We start from the raw sequence: 17117 nt of genomic DNA on the forward strand, positions 1-17117 counted from the left end.
TGCCAGGCCGTCGTGCCGAACCGGCCGAAGCGGACTTGAAGCAGCGGCAGTCCGGCCGGTTCAGGACGGGGCTGGGATCCCGGGCTGGGATCCCAGCCGACCGCGGTCCCGGGCCGGTCCCAGGTCGGCCGGGGCCCCAGGCCGGTCCCAGGTCGGCCGGGGCCCCGGGTCTGCCGGACCCCAGGCCCCGAAGGCAGTTCAGTCCCGCGACGCCAGACCGAACCTGGCCCGCAGCCCCGTGCGCTCGTCCGTCGCCACCGAGGCCGCGCCGTCCGTCACCGTCTCGTAGACCGCGAGGATGTCCGCGCCCACCGTCGACCAGTCGAAGCGCCGTACGTGCGCACTGCCGCGCTTGCGCAGCTCGTCGCGGCGTACGTCGTCCCCGAGCAGCCGGATCGCCGCGTCGGCCAGCGCGTCCGCGTCCTCGTTGGCGAACAGCTCGCCCGCCGCTCCCTGGTCCAGGACCTGGGCGAACGCGTCCAGGTCCGAGGCGAGGACCGGCGCTCCCGCCGACAGCGCCTCGACCAGGATGATCCCGAAGCTCTCGCCGCCCGTGTTCGGCGCCACGTAGACGTCGACGCTGCGCAGCAGCCGGGCCTTGTCCTCGTCGCTGACCATCCCGAGGAACTCGACGCGCGACCGCATCTCGCGCGGCAGCGAGGCCACCGCCTCCTCCTCGTCGCCGCGCCCGGCGACCAGGAGACGGGTCTCCGGCCGCTCGGCGAGGATCTTCGGCAGGGCCTTCATCAGGACCGGGAGGCCCTTGCGCGGTTCGTCGATCCGGCCGATGAACCCCAGCGTGCCCCCCCGTCCCCCACCCTCGCCGGAGCTTCGCGCCCCTTCCGTCTGCCACTCCTTCTTCGGCTCGGCCCGCGCAAAGAAGTCCACGTCGACGCCGTTGGGAATGACGACGGCGTCGCCGCCCAGATGCTCGACCAGGGTGCGGCGCGCGTACTCGCTCACCGCGATCCGCGCGCTGATCTTCTCCAGGGCGGGTTGCAGGATCGGATAGGCCGCGATCATCGCCCGCGAGCGCGGGTTCGACGTGTGGAAGGTGGCCACGATCGGCCCCTGCGCCGCCCAGCAGCTCAGCAGCCCGAGCGAGGGGGAGGCCGGCTCGTGGATGTGGATGACGTCGAAGGTGCCGTCGTGCAGCCAGCGCCGCACGCGCGCCGCCGACAGGAAGCCGAAGTTGAGCCGCGCCACCGAGCCGTTGTACGGCACCGGCACGGCGCGCCCCGCCGAGACGACATACGGCGGCAGCGGCGTCTCGTCGTCGGCGGGCGCGAGGACGGAGACCTCGTGACCCAGCCGGATCAGGTGCTCCGCCAGGTCGCGGATGTGGAACTGGACGCCGCCCGGTACGTCCCAGGAGTACGGGCAGACGATGCCGATCTTCACGTCCGTCCTTCCTCCCCGCGCTCCTCCAGGTCCACGAGCCACAGTCGTTGCAGCATGTGCCAGTCCTCCGGGTGGTCCGCGATACCGCCGGCGAAGGCATCGGCCAGCGCCTGTGTCATCAGGGACGTCTTTTCGGCCCGGGTACCTGTCTCGGGTACGTCGATGGGTGCGTGCACCCGCCCCTTCATGACCGAGGTGTCGTCGTACCAGAGGGTCACGGGCAGCAGCAGCGCACCCGTCTGCTGGGCGAGCATCGCGGGACCGGCCGGCATCCGCGCCGTCTCGCCGAAGAACTTGACCTCGATGCCGGTGGCGGAGAGATCGCGGTCGGCGACCAGACAGATCAGACCACCGGCCCGCAGCCGCCGCGCCAGCGTGCCGAAGGCGGATCCGCCGGTGTGCGGCAGGACCTCCATGCCCAGCGACTCGCGGTAGGCGACGAAGCGGTCGTACAGCGTCTCCGGCTTGAGCCGCTCCGCGACCGTGGTGAACGGCACGCCGAGCGAGCGGGTCACCCAGACACCCGCGAGGTCCCAGTTGGCCAGGTGCGGCAGCGCGAGGATGACGCCGCGCCCCGAGGCGAGGCCGTCCTTCAGGTGGTGGACGTCCTTGATGTCGAAGGAGTCGTCGACGCGTTCCCTGGTCCAGGTCGGCAGCCGGAAGGACTCCATCCAGTACCGCATGTAGGAGCGCATCCCGGCCTTCGACAGCTCGGCGAGCCGCTCGGGTGTCGCGTCGGGGACCACGCGCGCGAGGTTGGACTCCAGGCGCAGCACGCTCTTGCCGCGCCGCTTCCAGGCGTAGTCGGCGATCCGCCGGCCGAGCCCGGTCGCGACGGGCTCCGGCAGTTTCTTCACGGTCGACCAGCCGAGCCCGTACAGCCCGTCGGTCAGCCGGTCCTTCATGCCACTCGCGCCACTCATGACGTCGCCTCGTTCCCCCCTGCGGCGGACGCGGCCGCGTCCGCCTCCGCCGACTCCCGTCGTACCGTCACCACGCGCTGCCCCAGGGTCACCGCGGAGCCCACGGCGACGATCCACAGCGCGATCGGGAGGAGCACGTCGATGCCGGGCACGCCGAAGGCGTGCAGTCCGGCGAGACCCGCGGCGACCAGTGAGATCACCAGCCGCTCGGCCCGCTCCACCAGGCCGTTGACGGCGACCGGCAGGCCAATCGATTCACCACGCGCCTTGGTGTACGAGACGACCTGGCCGCTGGCCAGGCAGAAGATGGAGACCGCGCACAGCACGTTGTCGTTGCCCGTACCCGCGTACCAGAGCGCGAAGCCACCGAAGATGGCCCCGTCGGCGACCCGGTCGAGGGTCGAGTCGAGGAACGCGCCCCACCGGCTGGAGATCCCGGCCTGCCGGGCCATGTTGCCGTCGACGAGGTCGGAGAAGACGAAGAGCGTGATGACGATCGTGCCCCAGAAGAACTCTCCCCTGGGGAAGAAGACCAGTGCACCCGCCATCACTCCGGCCGTGCCGATGAGCGTGACCGCGTCGGGGCTGACGCCCCGGCGAAGCAGAAACGCGGCGAACGGTGTGAGGACACGCGTAAAAAATGCACGCGCGTACTTGTTCAGCATGGCCTTCCCGAGGTTCGGTGGGCCGCGCGGCCCCTACGACCACCGGCCCGCCCATCGTAGCCAGGACCACCTTGCCATTCCGTCGGCCACCCGCCCTGTCGCGTCGTGTACGACGTATGGACGCGCCCTGACGTCGGTGCAAAGCTCGAAGGACCACCGCGGGCATCGCTGGAGCTGCACGCGATCCCCTCCCGCGCCGACTCCCTCGCGCCCGCGCCCCGCCGCACCGTACAGCCGGCCCACGCCGCGCGACTGGTGCAAGCGATCGGGAGGAACGAACCATGGGCGACAAGGCGAACGCACACTCCGGAGCCGCCGGCAGGGCTCCAACGGCCGACCGGCCCTCGGCCGTACGGAACGTGGTGCTGGTCGGCCACAGCGGATCGGGAAAGACGACGCTCGTCGAGGCGCTCGCGCTGACCGCGGGGGCGGTCAACCGGGCAGGGCGCGTCGAGGACGGCGGAACGGTCTCCGACTACGACGAGATCGAGCACCGCCAGCAACGTTCCGTACAGCTCTCCCTCGTCCCCCTCGAATGGGACGGGTGCAAGATCAATCTCCTCGACACCCCGGGATACGCCGACTTCGTCGGGGAGCTGAGGGCCGGTCTGCGCGCGGCGGACGCGGCCCTCTTCGTCGTCTCGGCCGCCCAGGAGGCCGACGCGATCGCCGGGTCGACCCGCATGGTGTGGGAGGAGTGCGCGGCGGTCGGAATGCCCCGCGCCATCGTCGTCACCCACCTGGACACGGCCCGCACCGGCTTCGACGAGCTGACCGCCGTCTGCTCCTCGATCTTCGGCGGCGACGACCCCGATGCCGTACTCCCGCTCTATCTGCCCGTCCACGGCGCCGAGGCGCCGGACGGCCACGCCCCGACCACCGGCCTGGTCGGACTGCTCTCGGAGCGGATCTTCGACTACTCCACGGGCGTACGGCAGGAGAATCCGCCGGACGACGGCCAGCAGGAGCTGATCGCCGAGGCCCGAAACCGGCTGATCGAGGGGATCATCGCGGAGAGCGAGGACGAGACCCTCATGGACCGCTATCTCGGCGGCGAGGACATCGACATCAAGTCGCTCATCGACGACCTCGAGAAGGCCGTCGCCCGTGGCACCTTCCATCCGGTGCTGGCCGCGGCGCCCGCCGCGGACGGCGGGAAGCAGGGGCTCGGCACCGTCGAGCTGCTCGAACTGATCACCGGCGGCTTCCCCACCCCGTTGGAGCGCGAGGCGCCGGCCGTCACCACTCCCGACGGCGTCCCGCGGCCGGCGGTCACCTGCGACCCCGACGGTCCGCTCGTCGCGGAGGTCGTGAAGACCGCCTCCGATCCGTATGTCGGCCGGATCTCGCTGGTCCGGGTCTTCTCCGGCACCCTGCGCCCCGACGAGACCGTCCATGTCTCGGGGCACGGGCTGACCGACCGGGGTCACGAGGACCACGATGTCGACGAGCGGGTCGGCGCGCTGACCTCGCCCTTCGGCAAGCAGCAGCGCACGCTCAACCGGGTCATCGCGGGCGATCTCGCCTGTGTCGCCAAGCTCGGCCGCGCGGAGACCGGTGACACCCTCTCCGCCAAGGACGATCCGCTCCTGATGGAGCCCTGGACGATGCCCGATCCACTGTTGCCGCTCGCGATCGAGGCGCACAGCAAGGCCGACGAGGACCGGCTCTCCCAGGGGCTGTCCCGGCTCGTCGCCGAGGACCCCACCATGCGCCTGGAGCAGAATCAGGACACCCACCAGGTCGTCCTGTGGTGTCTCGGTGAGGCCCATATGGACGTGGCCCTGGAACGGCTGCGCAACCGGTACGGGGTGCAGGTCGACGCCGTGCCGCACAAGGTGTCGCTCCGAGAGACCTTCGGCGGGCCGTCGGCCGGCCGGGGCCGGCATGTGAAGCAGTCCGGCGGACACGGCCAGTACGCGATCTGCGAGATCGACGTCGAGCCGCTTCCTCCGGGCAGCGGCATCGAGTTCGTCGACAAGGTGGTGGGCGGGGCGGTGCCGCGCCAGTTCATCCCCTCCGTCGAGAAGGGGGTACGCGCCCAGGCCGCGCGCGGGGTCGCCGCCGGATATCCGCTGGTCGACGTGCGGATCACGTTGCGCGACGGCAAGGCCCACTCGGTCGACTCCTCCGACGCCGCCTTCCAGACGGCGGGCGCGCTCGCGCTGCGCGAGGCGGCGGCCGAGGCCAGCATCCAGCTGCTGGAGCCGGTGGCCGAGGTCCAGGTCCTCGTCCCCGACGAGTACGTGGGTCCGGTGATGAGCGATCTGTCGGGGCGGCGCGGGCGGGTCGTCGGGACCGAACAGGCTGGTCCCGGGCGGACGTTGGTCCGGGCCGAGGTCCCTGAGATCGAGATCGGCCGGTACGCGGTCGACCTCCGGTCCGTCTCGCACGGCACCGGCCGCTTCGACCGCGCGTACGCCCGTCACGAGGCCATGCCGCCGCATCTCGCGGACAAGATCCGCGGGCAGGCGGAGAAGGGATCCTAGTCACCTTCCGTCACTCGCGCCCCCTCCCCCACGGCCGGATGTCGCCCGTCCAACTTCCCTCCGACGGGCGGCATCCGGCCGACCCGTGACGCATCCGCCGGTACCCGGTTACGCTGTGGTGCCCAGCTCAGCAGGTGTGCGGGGCGCGGTAGTTGGGAACAGGCCGCAGAGGGTACGCGGTCGACCACGCGGGCACGCGGCGATGGGGGCATCAGGTGACGATGGGCAGTTTCGGACCCGGGGCGCAGATTCCCCTCCAGGGCTCCGACGGACAGACGGCGGCCACGCACGCCCTCGCCTCCGCCGCGTACCGTGACGGCCCGGTCGAGGAGATCCTCAACGCCAACAACGACTGGCACAAGTCGACGGTCAAGGAAGGGAAGTGGAAGAAGCTCTTCCGCCCGGATCTCGGTGAGGCCTTCTCGCGGGCGGTGCAGGTACGGACGCTCGGCGGAGCCCGCAAGCCGCTGATCCAGTCCTTCGGCACCGAACCGCAGCCCGTGGTCGAGCACTGCCTGGCCGCCACCGGGATCCGCAAGCAGCGGGACACCAGGCTGACGCTGATCACCCTGGTCTTCGGCATCCTCTTCCTGCCCGGCCTGCTGCTCTGGCTCGGCGTCATCCAACTGCGCCGCATGGTCGCCGGCACGGAGAACAAGCGCACCAGCGCCGTCGGCACGGGGCTTCTGGTCGGCGCCGGCCTGCTCGCCGCCATCGTCATGATCAAGCTGCCCGTCGACGGGGTGCTGTCGCTCTACCTCCGGGCCATGGTCGTGGCCCCGATCATCGGCTGGTTCCTCGCCAAGCGGGTCTGCGAGTCCACGGCCAAGGATCTGCGCGAGCGCTGGTCCGCCCTGCTGAGCGGCGGCGGCATCGGCGCCAAGGTCCCCGAGGCCGTACCCCAGGACCCCACCGAGAAGGCGGCCGAGGCCCTCCGCCAGAACCTGGAGAAGCTCACCGCCGAGCAGCAGTCCAACGTCGTCTTCTACGCAGGCCCCAAGGGAATACTGGGCATGGGCACGCGCTGGGGCAGCTGGACGCTCGCCGAGGAGCTGGTCCCCAAGGAGGGCACGGAGATCCACGACTTCCGCGCCTGGGACGTCGTTCGGAAGATCCACGACCAGCTCACGCTTCTGGAGCGCGGCTCCCTCAAGACCGGTTTCCCCAAGCCGACCGTCAAGCACTGGATCGTCTCCCCGGTCGGCGAGGGTGCCGACGAGGTCGCCCGCCCCGACGGCGAGAACATCGTCCACTTCCAGGTGAAGCCGCACGAGATACAGCGCATCTGCAACGACCAGCAGTTCGGCAGCGGCAACCGCCACTACCTCGGGGTGCAGTTCACGCTCTGGGACGGCCAGCTGGTCCTCACCATGATGATCACGGTCACCTCACTGCTGCACACGCTGCGCGTGGAGGTCACCGGCCACGCCCTGGGCCCCGTCCACTCCCTCTTCACCACCAAGCCCAAGGCGAAGACCAAGGAGGTCTCCAAGACCGTCCGGTTCTGGGAGACCAGGGAGATCCAGCTGCCGCTGGTCGACACCGACGAGGTGGTCCGCCTCGCCGTCCGCGCCCCGCTGACCTGGTTCCCGGCGATCCTGGACTTCCTCGGCGGCAAGCTCGTCCTGCCCGAGCCCTTCGGGCTGCGGCACGCCTGGGCCGCGCAGCCCTGGCGGCACCGCTTCATGGCCGACGACGCCATCCGCACCGCGACGCCCGTGATGCGCGCCGTCCACGCCGCGACGATCAAGGTGCTCGACGAGCACGGCGTGGACACCGAGCGCTTCACCAACCGCTCGCTGATCCTGAGCGGCCTCGTCCAGGAGCCCAGCCCGCGGAAGGCCGACGCCTACGACGCGTAGGCCCCGGACGCCCGCAGCCGCCGGCAGCCGGGAGTGCCGTGCTCGCCTCAGGCGAGCTCGGACGAGGCCGGCCAGGCGGCGGCGAGCATGGTACGGGTGTCGGCGAGGAGCTGCGGCAGCACCTTGGTGTGGCCGACGACCGGCATGAAGTTGGTGTCGCCGCCCCAGCGGGGCACCACGTGCTGGTGCAGATGGGCGGCGATGCCGGCGCCCGCGACCGAGCCCTGGTTCATGCCGATGTTGAAGCCGTGCGCGCCGGACGCGGACCGCAGCGCGATCATCGCCCGCTTGGTGAACTCGCCCAGCTCGGCGGTCTCCGCCGTGTCCAGGTCCGTGTAGTCGGCGACGTGTCGGTACGGCACGACCATCAGATGCCCGCCGTTGTACGGGTAGAGATTGAGCACGGCGTACACCTTCTCGCCGCGCGCGATCACCAGCCCGTCCTCGTCCGACTTCGCCGGGATCGAGCAGAAGGGACAGCCGTCCTCGGCCCCTGGCCCGGTCGGCTTGTTCTCGCCCTGGATGTACGCCATCCGGTGAGGGGTCCACAGGCGCTGGAACGCGTCCTGCGTCCCCACTCCGATCTGCTGCTCCGGCTCAATCGTCATGCTGTGCAGCATATTGCTTCGCCCGTTCGGAACGTGTCGCCGGGGCGTTGATCACCCCGCCTCGGAGATGCTGATCCGATGAACGAGAGGCTGGACAGGCAAGAGCGCTGGGACCGGCGCATGGAGACACCGCTCGCGGTGGCCTCCCTGCTCTTCCTCCTCGGGTACGCGGTACGGGTCCTCGCCAACGGCCTCGACCAGGCCTGGCTGGACCTCTGCCTCACCGTCACGCTCATGGCCTGGACCGTCTTCATCGTCGACTACGCGGTACGGTTCCGGCTCAGCGGCCTCGGCCCGCTGCGCTTCGTCCGCGCGCATCTCCTGGGCACGGTGATCCTGGTGCTGCCGCTGCTGCGGCCCTTGCAGATGGTGAAGATCTACGAGCGAATCCAGCGCCGCCGCGACCAGCCGCGTCTGACCCTTTACGCCCGGGTCATGGCCTACTCCAGTCTCACGGTCTCCCTGCTGGGCTTCGCGGGCGCGCTCGCCGTCCTCCAGCACGAGCGCGGGGCCCCGGGCGCCACGATCCGCACCTTCGGCGACTCGCTCTGGTGGGCGGCGGAGACGCTGACGACGGTCGGGTACGGGGACGTGACCCCGGTGACCCCGACCGGGAGGGTCATCGCGGTGGGCATGATGGCGTGCGGGGTCGCGCTGATCGGAGCCGTGACGGGTTCGTTCTCGTCCTGGCTGATCCAGTCGTTCAAGCGGGAGGACGAGAAGAGGCCCCCGGGGGATTCCCCGGGGGCCTCCTGACGTCGTGTCCGCGGTGTATCAGACCTGGACGCGGTCCTCGACGATCTTGGCGATCTTGGCGATGGCCTCGTCGACCGGGATGCCGTTCTCCTGCGAACCGTCGCGGTAACGGAAGGAGACGGCGCCGTTGGCCATGTCCTCGTCACCCGCGATGATCATGAACGGGACCTTCTGCTTCTGCGCGTTGCGGATCTTCTTCTGCATCCGGTCCGAGGAGGCGTCGACCTCGACCCGCAGCCCCTGCTTCTTCGCCTTGGCGGCGAACTCCTGCAGGTACGGGATGTGCGCGTCGCCGATCGGGATGCCGGTCGCCTGCACCGGGGCCAGCCACGGCGGCATGGCGCCCGCGTAGTGCTCGAGCAGCACCGCGAAGAAGCGCTCGATGGAGCCGAACAGCGCGCGGTGGATCATGACCGGACGCTGCTTGGTGCCGTCGGGGCCGGTGTACTCGAGGTCGAAGCGCTCCGGCAGGTTGAAGTCGAGCTGCACGGTCGACATCTGCCAAGTGCGGCCGATGGCGTCGCGCGCCTGCACGGAGATCTTCGGGCCGTAGAAGGCGGCGCCGCCCGGGTCGGGGGTGAGCGGGAGGCCCTGCTTCTCGGCGACCTGCTGGAGGACCGCGGTGGCCTCCTCCCAGATCTCGTCCGAGCCGACGAACTTCTCCGGGTCCTTGGTGGACAGCTCCAGGTAGAAGTCGGTCAGACCGTAGTCGCGCAGCAGGTTCAGGACGAAGGTGAGGGTCTTGTCGAGCTCCTCCGCCATCTGCTCCTTGGTGCAGTAGATGTGCGCGTCGTCCTGGGTGAAGCCGCGGGCCCGGGTCAGGCCGTGCACGACGCCGGACTTCTCGTACCGGTACACGGTGCCGAACTCGAAGAGGCGCAGCGGCAGCTCACGGTAGGAGCGCCCACGCGCGTCGAAGATCAGGTTGTGCATCGGGCAGTTCATGGGCTTGAGGTAGTAGTCCACGCCCTCGTCGAGCTGCATGGGGGGGTACATGCCCTCGGCGTACCAGTCGAGGTGGCCCGACTTCTCGAACAGCTTGCCCTTGGTGGCGTGCGGCGAGTAGACGAACTCGTAGCCCTCCTCCTCGTGGCGCTTGCGCGAGTAGTCCTCCATGACCCGGCGGATGATGCCGCCCTTGGGGTGGAAGACGGCGAGGCCGGAGCCGATCTCGTCCGGGATGGAGAAGAGGTCGAGCTCGTTGCCGAGCTTGCGGTGGTCACGCTTCTCGGCCTCGGCGAGGAAGTCGAGGTGGGCCTTCAGCTCGTCCTTCGACGGCCAGGCGGTGCCGTAGATGCGCTGGAGCATCGGGTTCTTCTCGCTGCCGCGCCAGTAGGCGGCGGCATTGCGCATCAGCTTGAACGCCGGGATGTTCCGGGTGGTGGGCAGGTGGGGGCCTCGGCAGAGGTCCTTCCAGCACAGGTCGCCGGTCTTGGCGTCCAGGTTGTCGTAGATGGTGAGTTCGCCGCCGCCGACCTCGACGTTGGCACCGTCGTCGGTCGAGGCGGAGCCCTTGATGCCGATGAGTTCCAGCTTGTACGGCTCGTCGGCGAGCTCCTCGCGGGCGGCCTCGTCGGTCACCACGCGGCGGGAGAAGCGCTGCCCCCGCTTCTGGATCTCCTGCATCTTCTTCTCGATGGCCTTGAGATCCTCGGGGGTGAACGGCTTCTCGACGTCGAAGTCGTAGTAGAAGCCGTCACGGACCGGCGGGCCGATGCCCAGCTTGGCCTCGGGGAAGAGCTCCTGCACGGCCTGGGCCATGACGTGCGCGGTGGAGTGGCGCAGGATGTCGAGGCCGTCCGGGGAGGAGATCTCGACGGGCTCGACGGCATCGCCCTCGGCGACGACGTAGGTGAGGTCCTTCAGCTCACCGCCGACACGGGCGGCGATCACGGACCGGTCGTCGGCGAACAGCGCGCCGGCCGTGGTGCCCGCGCTCACCGCCCGATCCTCGGCTCCTGAGGCGGACTGGACGGTCACACGGACATCAGACACGGATGCTCTTTCCATAAGGGCGCAGGCAGACACGACGTGCCGGCGTCGACGGTGCGCGGCAGAGACGAGGTGCCGCGTCCCAGCAATCCTAAGGGCTCGGTTCGCCGCGGGGCGCGGAGAGCCGGGCTCACAGCGCCGTACGTGCCCGCCCCGTACCTCGGAGAACGCGCGCGTTCGCCGCTGTTCGCCCGGCGCCCTTCGACGCGTTCGCCGGGCCCATGAGGGCACCGCTGCCACGCGGCGCCCCGGCGGCACCGGTCCCGCGGGTCACTCGCCCGGCCCGCAGGCCTCCTCGAAGAAGTCGAGGTTCTCGTGCAGGGACTTCATCAGCCGGTCCCGCTCCGCCTCGTCGACCTGCACCGGTACGACTCCGGAGGCATCGGTCAGCCGCCGGAACCCTCCCCGGCTCTCCAGCCGTCCCACGACCCGGATCGGCAGCCCCACGAGATGGGCGTGGCCCGCCGTGCGGTACGACTCCTCGTCCAGGGTGACCCGCACATGCGGCACCTCCGCGCCGCCCAGGACCCGCAAGCGGACGGTTCCCTCGCCGCGCGGGCCGGAGCGGCGCAGCCGGACGACGGCACCGGTGATCCGCACCGGTACGGACGGCTCGTCGGTCAGATAGCGTGCGCCGGCCTCGCGCAGCGCGGGCAGATCGCCCGCCGAGAACTCCACGGGCTCGGGCCGCGCCGCGCAGCCCGCAGGGGTCCCGGCCGCGGGGGCCCACTCCAGCGCGATCCGCGCGCCCTCGGTACCCCGCACCAGTGCCACGAGGGCCTCGGTCAGCTCGCGGCTCACCCCGGCCTCCACCGCCGCGTCGAAGGCCTCCATGCCACCGGTCGCCCGCTGGTAGTCGGTGGCCTCCCGCGCCGCGTAGAGCGCGTGGTAGAGCCGTACGGCGATCGCCCGGCCGGGATCGACGGGGACGAAGGCGGTCAGACCCCGGCCGCCCGGCGCCGCCCCCACGACGACGGCCTGCAGGGACGCCTGGGCCTGGCGGCGGTGCCTGGCGCCGTAGTACCCGGCGCGGCCGCGGACGGCGAGCGCGCCGGCGAGGAGGAGCTGGCGTGCGGCGGACCTGAGCTGTTCCTGGACGGTCCACGGGACGGTGCCCGCCGGTCCGGGCGGCACGTCGCGCCACCAGCGGATCTCGTCGCTGGGCACGGTCAGTCCGACCAGGACCTCCCGGGCGGAGGGCGCCGCGCTGTGCTGGAGGGCGGTGAGCGCCTCGCCGAGCAGGTCCTCGCAGTCGGGGAAGGCGCGGCTCTCGGGCACGAGCAGGCTCGTGGCACCGGTCGAGCCGCCCGACGGCGGAGGGGTCCAGCGGCTGTAGCGGCCCGCGGCCCCGCCGCGTCGCCGCCAGCCGTGGCGGGCGAGGAGCGCGCCGAGGACGAGCGGGTCGACCCGTCCGGGGTCCGGCGCGCCCCCGGTCTCGGCCCAGGGGCCGCCGGGGATGTCGCCGGGCGTGGGATGAGGGCGGAACGGTGGCAGAGCGGGCCCGAATCCGGACCCGCCTCCTGGTTCCTCGATCGGTCGGTGCATCAAGGTCTCCCTCCCACGCCGACCCGGGTCATGATCTCGCAGAGCGCCCGGTCGTCGAAGATCCGTGCCGTCGGTATGCGCACGGTCGTCCGGCGCCGTCCCGTGACCGGGTGGCCGGCCAGGTTGATCCAGTAGCAGCAGTGCCGCAGGTCGAGCCGGTCGTGGCCGGCCCGCAGCCAGTCGTCCTGGGAGCGCGGCACGATCATCACGACCAGGATCTTGTGCACCGAGACGGGGGTCCGTGCCAGCTTCACCAGGTGGTCGTTGTCGAGGGTGAAGGAGAACGCGGGCCCGGGCGGCCGGGGCGCCAACTGGTAGGTGCACTTGAGCTGCACCTTGATGGTCACTTCGTCGTCGACGGTGTGGCCGGGAGCGCTGTGGCTCACGTGCCAGTCGATTCCGTTGTCCGGAAAGGGCTGCGACAGCGAGCAGCCCGCCGCCGCCGCGACCGCGTGGAGATATCCGACCTGGAGGGTCTCCATGCAGGCGGTGGTGGCGAGTGAGCCGCGCAGCGGTGCTGCCCGCTGGGGCGGCAGCCCTCCCGATTCGGGCTGGGCGAGCGCCATGTCAATTCCCTTCCCCGTCATCTGTGTTGTCACCGGCCCGCGTACGGCGCAAACAGCCCGGGTATCACCGATTCGGGCAGGGGGATCGCCATCTGCCGCAGAGGTGCGAGGAGTTCGGGGATGACGACGCACTGGTACGACGGGCCCCTGGCCGCATTCGACACGGAAACCACAGGAGTCGACGTCGAGGAGGACCGGATCGTCTCGGCCGCCCTCGTCGTCCAGGACACGGCCGGGGGGCGTCCGCGGGTGACGCGCTGGCTGGTCAATCCCGGGATTCCGGTGCCCGCTGCGGCCACGGAGGTCCATGGCCTGACGGATGAACATCTGCAGCGGCACGGGCGCTGGCCCGCGCCCGTGATGGAGGAGTTGGGGCGGGCACTCGCCGAACAGTGTGCGGCGGGCAGGCCGTTGGTGGTGATGAACGCGCCGTTCGATCTGACGATCCTGGACCGCGAGCTGCGGCGCCATCGCGCCTCCTCGCTGGGTCGCTATCTGGAGAACGCGTCGCTGTGCGTGCTGGATCCGCGGGTGCTCGACAAGCATCTGGACCGCTACCGCAAGGGCCGCCGGACACTGACGGATCTGTGTGCGCAGTACGGCGTGGAGCTGGACGGCGCCCACGACGCGGCGGCCGACGCGACGGCGGCGCTGGATGTCGTACGGGCGGTGGCGCGGCGTTTCACGTCCCGGCTCGAGCGGCTGTCGCCGGCGGAGCTGCATACCTTGCAGGCGGTGTGGCACGCGGCGCAGGCGCGCGGGCTGCAGGCGTGGTTCACGCGCAACGGGACGCCGGAGACGGTGGATCCGGCGTGGCCGCTCCGTCCGGAGATGCGGACGGCGGCGTGAGCGACGGCTGCGGAAGGGCCGGGAAATGCGGAAGGCCGGTCCGTCTTTCGACGGACCGGCCTGTCCCGGTGGGCGATACTGGGATCGAACCAGTGACCCCTTCGGTGTGAACGAAGTGCTCTCCCGCTGAGCTAATCGCCCGGGAACGGGTTGAACCATACAGGTTTCCGCGGGCTTCCTTCAAACCGGCCCGCTGTCCCCCGTCGCCGGCCGGGACGCGCCGCCGTCACCGGGCCCCGCCAGCCTGGCCGCCAGGCCGCGCCGGCCGGCGCGCATCATCAGGGCGTGGTTGGCGCGGAAGACGGGCCGGCCGGGGACCGCGAGGCGGCGCATGAGGGGGCTGGTCACCTCGACCTCCTGCTCGTAGACCGCGCGGGTGCCCGGGCCGCGGGAGGTCAGGGTCCAGCGGGCCCAGCCCTCCAGATCGCCGCGCAGCGCGACCTCCAGGACGCGGGCGACGGGGTCCCGGCGCCGGGCCTCCGCGGTGACCACGAGGTCGTACGGGAGCAGGGAGCGGAACCGGGCCGTGCCGGTGAGCTCGTCGACGGGGACGACCTCGCGGACCTGCGGCCACCACCGGGGGTACTCCTCGGCGCGTTCGAGCACGGCGTAGACCGCGTCGGGCGGGGCGGCCAACTGCCAGACGCTGCGGAAGCGGTAGCGGCACCAGTCCATGTCCCCAGTGTGTACGTACTCAGGCGGGGATATGAGTACCCGCGCGCATACCCGTTCCGTGTGTCCGGGGCCACACTCCGCACATGGACAACGCCCTGCCACCCGCGGACGAGCTGCGGCTCGTCGACCGCGAGCTGGCCCAACTCGACGCTCGCCGGTCCCAGTTGCTGGCCCGCCGGAGCTGGCTGCTGCACGTACTGCAGCCGCCCGTGACGATCCCGTCCCCGCCGCGGACCGCCTCCGGACCGGTGGCGGACTCGACCCCGCGCAGTGCGCAGAACGTACTGCTCACCCTGGGCGGGGTGCTGCTGACGATCGCGGCGCTCGCCTTCACGCTGGTGAGCTGGGGTTCGATGGGGATCGGCGGCCGTGCGGCCGTCCTGGGTGTGGTGACGTCGGCCGCGCTGGCCGCGCCGGTGCTGCTGCTGCGCCGGGGCCTCGGCTCCGCGGCGGAGTCGGTGGCGGCGCTCGGCCTGGTGCTGATGGTGCTCGACGCGTACGCGCTGCACCGCGTCGCGCTGCCCGGCACCGACGCCCTCGGGTACACCGCGGTGGCCTCGGCGGTCCTCGCCGGCGCCTGGACGGCGTACGGCTCGGCGCTGGGACGGCTGAGGGTTCCGCTGCCGGTGGCGGTGGTGACGGCGCAACTGCCGCTGCCGCTGGGCGTGCTGGCGGCGGACGGCGGCGCGCTCGCGCTGGGCTGGGCGGCGCTCGCGACGGCGGTGGCGGATCTGGCCGTGGTGCTGTGGGTGAAGCCGGCGGCGGTACGGGTGACGGGGGGCATCGGCGCCGGGGTGATGGGCGGCTGGGCCCTGGTGACGGGCGGCGTCCTGTCGCTGTCCTCGGCGATTCCGGCGGGTGCGCTGCTGCTGGCCTGCGCGGGGGTGGCGCTGTTCCTGGTGATGGGGGCACCTGCCGGCGGCAGCCGGGCAAGGGTGGCCGAGGCCGCGGAGGCCGTGTCCGTGGTCGCGGGGCTCGCGGTGATCGCGGCGGTGGGCGGTGTGCTGCGGGTGGTGCTGCCGGGCGACTGGGAGGTGCCGGGGTACGTGCTGTGCGCGGTGACCCTGGCGGCGGTCCTGCGCTCCTCGGCGCCGCGTGCGGTGAAGCGGGGCCTGGCGGGCGCGGGGGCGGGCCTGCTGGCGCTGGGCGTGGCCTGGGCGCTGCCGCCGGTGGCGGCGGCGCTGCTCGCTCCCCTGGCGCGGACGACCCCGGTGTGGTCGGGCGCGCACGCGGGCGACGTGCTGACCTGGTACCCGTCGACGGCCCCGCTGGTCCTGCTCGTGGCGGCGGCGGTCCTGTCGGCGGTGCCGCGCCTCTGGACCCGCTGCGGCGCGCTCCTGCTCGCATGGGCGCTCCTGACGGCCCTCCCGCTCTCCCTGGACCTCCCCCACGCACCCACCCTCGGACTCCAACTCCTGACGACCGCGGCGGCCCTGTTCCTGGCGTGCCGCCCGGGAACGCTGACACGGGGCATCCCGGTTCAGGCTGCGACAGCCGAGACCGGCGACGCGGACACGGGTGCCGAGACCGGCGAGGACGCCGGGCCGGCTGCACAGGCCACAGCTCCCGCTTCCGGCGCCGCCGAGGCCTCCGGTCCCGCTCCGCAGGGCCAGTGGGTCGGTTGGGGACCCGGGGCGGGCCCGGGGGGCGTCGGTGTACCCGCGTCGCCGCGGGAGGTTCTCGGATGGGTCGCGCTCGGCTGCGGGCTCGCGACGGCGGCGAGCGCGGTCGCGGCGGCCCTGGACACGCGAGCGGCGACGTTCACCGTGCTGGGCGTCCTGCTCGGGCTCTTCGTCGCGGTCGCGTTCCTCGCCGAGGGCGCGCGGCGGGCCGTGGCGGCCTGTGTCGCGGTCGGTACGGCGGCGGGCCTCGTGTGCGCCGTGGCGGCCGCCACGGAGCTCCAGGACCACCACACGGGTCTCGCCCTGCTCGTGGTCCCGGCGGTCACCGCCGCGGCGGGAGCCCGGCTGCGGCGCCATCCGGTCGCCCTGCCCCTGGAGATCAGCGGTGCGGCCGTGGCGGTCCTCGCGCTCGCCCTGGCCGTCTCGCGGCCGGCCGTGCTCGCGCTCGCCCTCGCCCTGTGCGGGGTGGTCGCGGCGGCGACGGCCGTCCGCCCCGAGCGGCGCCCGTTCGCCTCGTGGACGGCCGCGGCACTGTTCCTCGTCGCGACCTGGGTGCGGCTCGCCGTGTGGGACGTGGAGACCCCGGAGGCGTACACACTGCCGGTGACCGTGCCCGCGCTCGTGGTCGGCGTGCTGCGTCGGCGCCGCGACCCCGGGGCCTCGTCCTGGGTGGCGTACGGCCCCGGACTCGCGGCGACGCTGGTGCCGAGCCTCTTCGCCGCCTGGGCGGACCCCGACTGGCCGCGCCCGCTGCTCCTCGGCCTCGCCGCGCTCGCGGTGACCCTGCTGGGCGCCCGGTTCAGGCTGCAGGCGCTGCTCGTGCTCGGCGGCTCGGTGCTCGCCCTCGACGGGCTCCACGAGCTGGCCCCGTACGTGGTCCAGGTCGTGGGCGCCCTCCCCCGCTGGCTGCCCCCGGCCCTGGCCGGACTGCTGCTCCTCGCGGTGGGCGCGACCTACGAACAGCGGCTGCGGGACGCCCGCCGGCTCCGGGAGCGGCTCGGCCGCATGAGCTGACGTGACGGGGGAACGCCGAAGGCCCGGAGACTGGATCCAGTCTCCGGGCCTTCGGTCCGGGTGGTGGGCGATACTGGGTTCGAACCAGTGACCTCTTCGGTGTGAACGAAGCGCTCTCCCACTGAGCTAATCGCCCGGGCGCACCGCAAA

Annotated in this window: 13 protein-coding genes and 2 tRNA genes; 5 read left to right on the plus strand and 10 right to left on the minus strand. The window is 72.0% G+C overall.

The window, feature by feature from the left end:
* Positions 1 to 198: 198 nt before the first annotated feature.
* Genes ACZ561_RS19505 through pgsA form a run of 3 tightly spaced genes read right to left on the minus strand, consistent with a single transcriptional unit; the run spans position 199 to position 2989 of the window.
* Positions 199 to 1401: a glycosyltransferase family 4 protein gene (locus ACZ561_RS19505; protein WP_470996467.1), complete on the minus strand. Its 1203-nt coding sequence runs from the start codon at positions 1399 to 1401 to the stop codon at positions 199 to 201.
* Positions 1398 to 2306, minus strand: a complete 909-nt coding sequence (locus ACZ561_RS19510; RefSeq protein ID WP_470997179.1) for a phosphatidylinositol mannoside acyltransferase — start codon at positions 2304 to 2306, stop codon at positions 1398 to 1400. The genes ACZ561_RS19505 and ACZ561_RS19510 overlap by 4 nt, the downstream gene beginning before the upstream one ends.
* Before the next feature lie 14 nt (positions 2307 to 2320).
* Positions 2321 to 2989, minus strand: coding sequence for a phosphatidylinositol phosphate synthase (gene pgsA, locus ACZ561_RS19515; RefSeq protein ID WP_329122787.1), 669 nt, complete (start codon positions 2987 to 2989; stop codon positions 2321 to 2323).
* Between the two features lie 281 nt (positions 2990 to 3270).
* Here pgsA and ACZ561_RS19520 point away from each other — a divergent pair, with 281 nt between their 5' ends.
* Both ACZ561_RS19520 and ACZ561_RS19525 read left to right on the plus strand, forming a co-directional pair.
* Positions 3271 to 5478 carry an elongation factor G-like protein EF-G2 gene (locus ACZ561_RS19520; protein ID WP_470996470.1) on the plus strand — a complete coding sequence of 736 codons (2208 nt, stop codon included), beginning with the start codon at positions 3271 to 3273 and terminating at the stop codon, positions 5476 to 5478.
* A 221-nt stretch (positions 5479 to 5699) separates the two neighbouring features.
* On the plus strand, positions 5700 to 7340 hold the full coding sequence (locus ACZ561_RS19525; protein ID WP_470997182.1) for a hypothetical protein: 1641 nt from the start codon (positions 5700 to 5702) through the stop codon (positions 7338 to 7340).
* Positions 7341 to 7387: 47 nt separating this feature from the next.
* Here ACZ561_RS19525 and ACZ561_RS19530 read toward each other — a convergent pair whose 3' ends face one another.
* Entirely contained in the window at positions 7388 to 7960 is a 573-nt protein-coding gene (locus tag ACZ561_RS19530) for an HIT family protein (RefSeq protein WP_376443002.1), read from the minus strand.
* A gap of 66 nt (positions 7961 to 8026) precedes the next feature.
* On the opposite strand from ACZ561_RS19530, the gene ACZ561_RS19535 reads away from it, so the two are divergent.
* The gene (locus ACZ561_RS19535) at positions 8027 to 8704 is read left to right on the plus strand and encodes a potassium channel family protein (protein WP_470996474.1); all 678 of its coding nucleotides are present in this window, start codon (positions 8027 to 8029) and stop codon (positions 8702 to 8704) included.
* Between the two features lie 18 nt (positions 8705 to 8722).
* On the opposite strand, the gene thrS is transcribed toward ACZ561_RS19535, so the two are convergent.
* From thrS to ACZ561_RS19550, 3 genes are all read right to left on the minus strand, one after another.
* Positions 8723 to 10699, minus strand: a complete 1977-nt coding sequence (gene thrS, locus ACZ561_RS19540; RefSeq protein WP_470996478.1) for a threonine--tRNA ligase — start codon at positions 10697 to 10699, stop codon at positions 8723 to 8725.
* 267 nt (positions 10700 to 10966) lie between these two features.
* Complete coding sequence (locus ACZ561_RS19545) at positions 10967 to 12241, minus strand: hypothetical protein (RefSeq protein ID WP_470996481.1); 1275 nt, start codon at positions 12239 to 12241, stop codon at positions 10967 to 10969.
* Entirely contained in the window at positions 12241 to 12807 is a 567-nt protein-coding gene (locus ACZ561_RS19550) for a DUF4365 domain-containing protein (RefSeq protein ID WP_376442994.1), read from the minus strand. Before ACZ561_RS19550 ends, ACZ561_RS19545 begins: the two co-directional genes overlap by 1 nt.
* 120 nt (positions 12808 to 12927) lie before the next feature.
* Here ACZ561_RS19550 and ACZ561_RS19555 point away from each other — a divergent pair, with 120 nt between their 5' ends.
* Positions 12928 to 13656: a 3'-5' exonuclease gene (locus tag ACZ561_RS19555; RefSeq protein WP_376442991.1), complete on the plus strand. Its 729-nt coding sequence runs from the start codon at positions 12928 to 12930 to the stop codon at positions 13654 to 13656.
* A gap of 69 nt (positions 13657 to 13725) precedes the next feature.
* Here the strand turns inward: ACZ561_RS19555 and ACZ561_RS19560 are convergent.
* Both ACZ561_RS19560 and ACZ561_RS19565 read right to left on the minus strand, forming a co-directional pair.
* Positions 13726 to 13797: transfer RNA gene (locus ACZ561_RS19560), tRNA-Val, on the minus strand.
* Between the two features lie 39 nt (positions 13798 to 13836).
* Entirely contained in the window at positions 13837 to 14331 is a 495-nt protein-coding gene (locus ACZ561_RS19565) for an SRPBCC family protein (RefSeq protein ID WP_470996485.1), read from the minus strand.
* Between the two features lie 83 nt (positions 14332 to 14414).
* On the opposite strand from ACZ561_RS19565, the gene ACZ561_RS19570 reads away from it, so the two are divergent.
* Positions 14415 to 16967, plus strand: coding sequence for an SCO7613 C-terminal domain-containing membrane protein (locus ACZ561_RS19570; RefSeq protein ID WP_470996488.1), 2553 nt, complete (start codon positions 14415 to 14417; stop codon positions 16965 to 16967).
* A 61-nt stretch (positions 16968 to 17028) separates the two neighbouring features.
* On the opposite strand, the gene ACZ561_RS19575 is transcribed toward ACZ561_RS19570, so the two are convergent.
* Positions 17029 to 17103: transfer RNA gene (locus tag ACZ561_RS19575), tRNA-Val, on the minus strand.
* Between the last annotated feature and the right edge of the window lie 14 nt (positions 17104 to 17117).

The organism is Streptomyces sp. NPDC039609, from assembly GCF_055596705.1.

Excerpts from the sequence above, each read along its gene's own strand:
- ACZ561_RS19510 (WP_470997179.1), bottom strand. The coding sequence starts at position 2,306 with ATGAAGGACCGGCTGACCGACGGGCTGTACGGGCTCGGCTGGTCGACC.
- pgsA (WP_329122787.1), bottom strand. The coding sequence starts at position 2,989 with ATGCTGAACAAGTACGCGCGTGCATTTTTTACGCGTGTCCTCACACCG.
- ACZ561_RS19520 (WP_470996470.1), top strand. The coding sequence starts at position 3,271 with ATGGGCGACAAGGCGAACGCACACTCCGGAGCCGCCGGCAGGGCTCCA.
- ACZ561_RS19525 (WP_470997182.1), top strand. The coding sequence starts at position 5,700 with ATGGGCAGTTTCGGACCCGGGGCGCAGATTCCCCTCCAGGGCTCCGAC.
- ACZ561_RS19530 (WP_376443002.1), bottom strand. The coding sequence starts at position 7,960 with ATGCTGCACAGCATGACGATTGAGCCGGAGCAGCAGATCGGAGTGGGG.
- ACZ561_RS19535 (WP_470996474.1), top strand. The coding sequence starts at position 8,027 with ATGAACGAGAGGCTGGACAGGCAAGAGCGCTGGGACCGGCGCATGGAG.
- ACZ561_RS19545 (WP_470996481.1), bottom strand. The coding sequence starts at position 12,241 with ATGCACCGACCGATCGAGGAACCAGGAGGCGGGTCCGGATTCGGGCCC.
- ACZ561_RS19550 (WP_376442994.1), bottom strand. The coding sequence starts at position 12,807 with ATGGCGCTCGCCCAGCCCGAATCGGGAGGGCTGCCGCCCCAGCGGGCA.
- ACZ561_RS19555 (WP_376442991.1), top strand. The coding sequence starts at position 12,928 with ATGACGACGCACTGGTACGACGGGCCCCTGGCCGCATTCGACACGGAA.
- ACZ561_RS19565 (WP_470996485.1), bottom strand. The coding sequence starts at position 14,331 with ATGGACTGGTGCCGCTACCGCTTCCGCAGCGTCTGGCAGTTGGCCGCC.
- ACZ561_RS19570 (WP_470996488.1), top strand. The coding sequence starts at position 14,415 with ATGGACAACGCCCTGCCACCCGCGGACGAGCTGCGGCTCGTCGACCGC.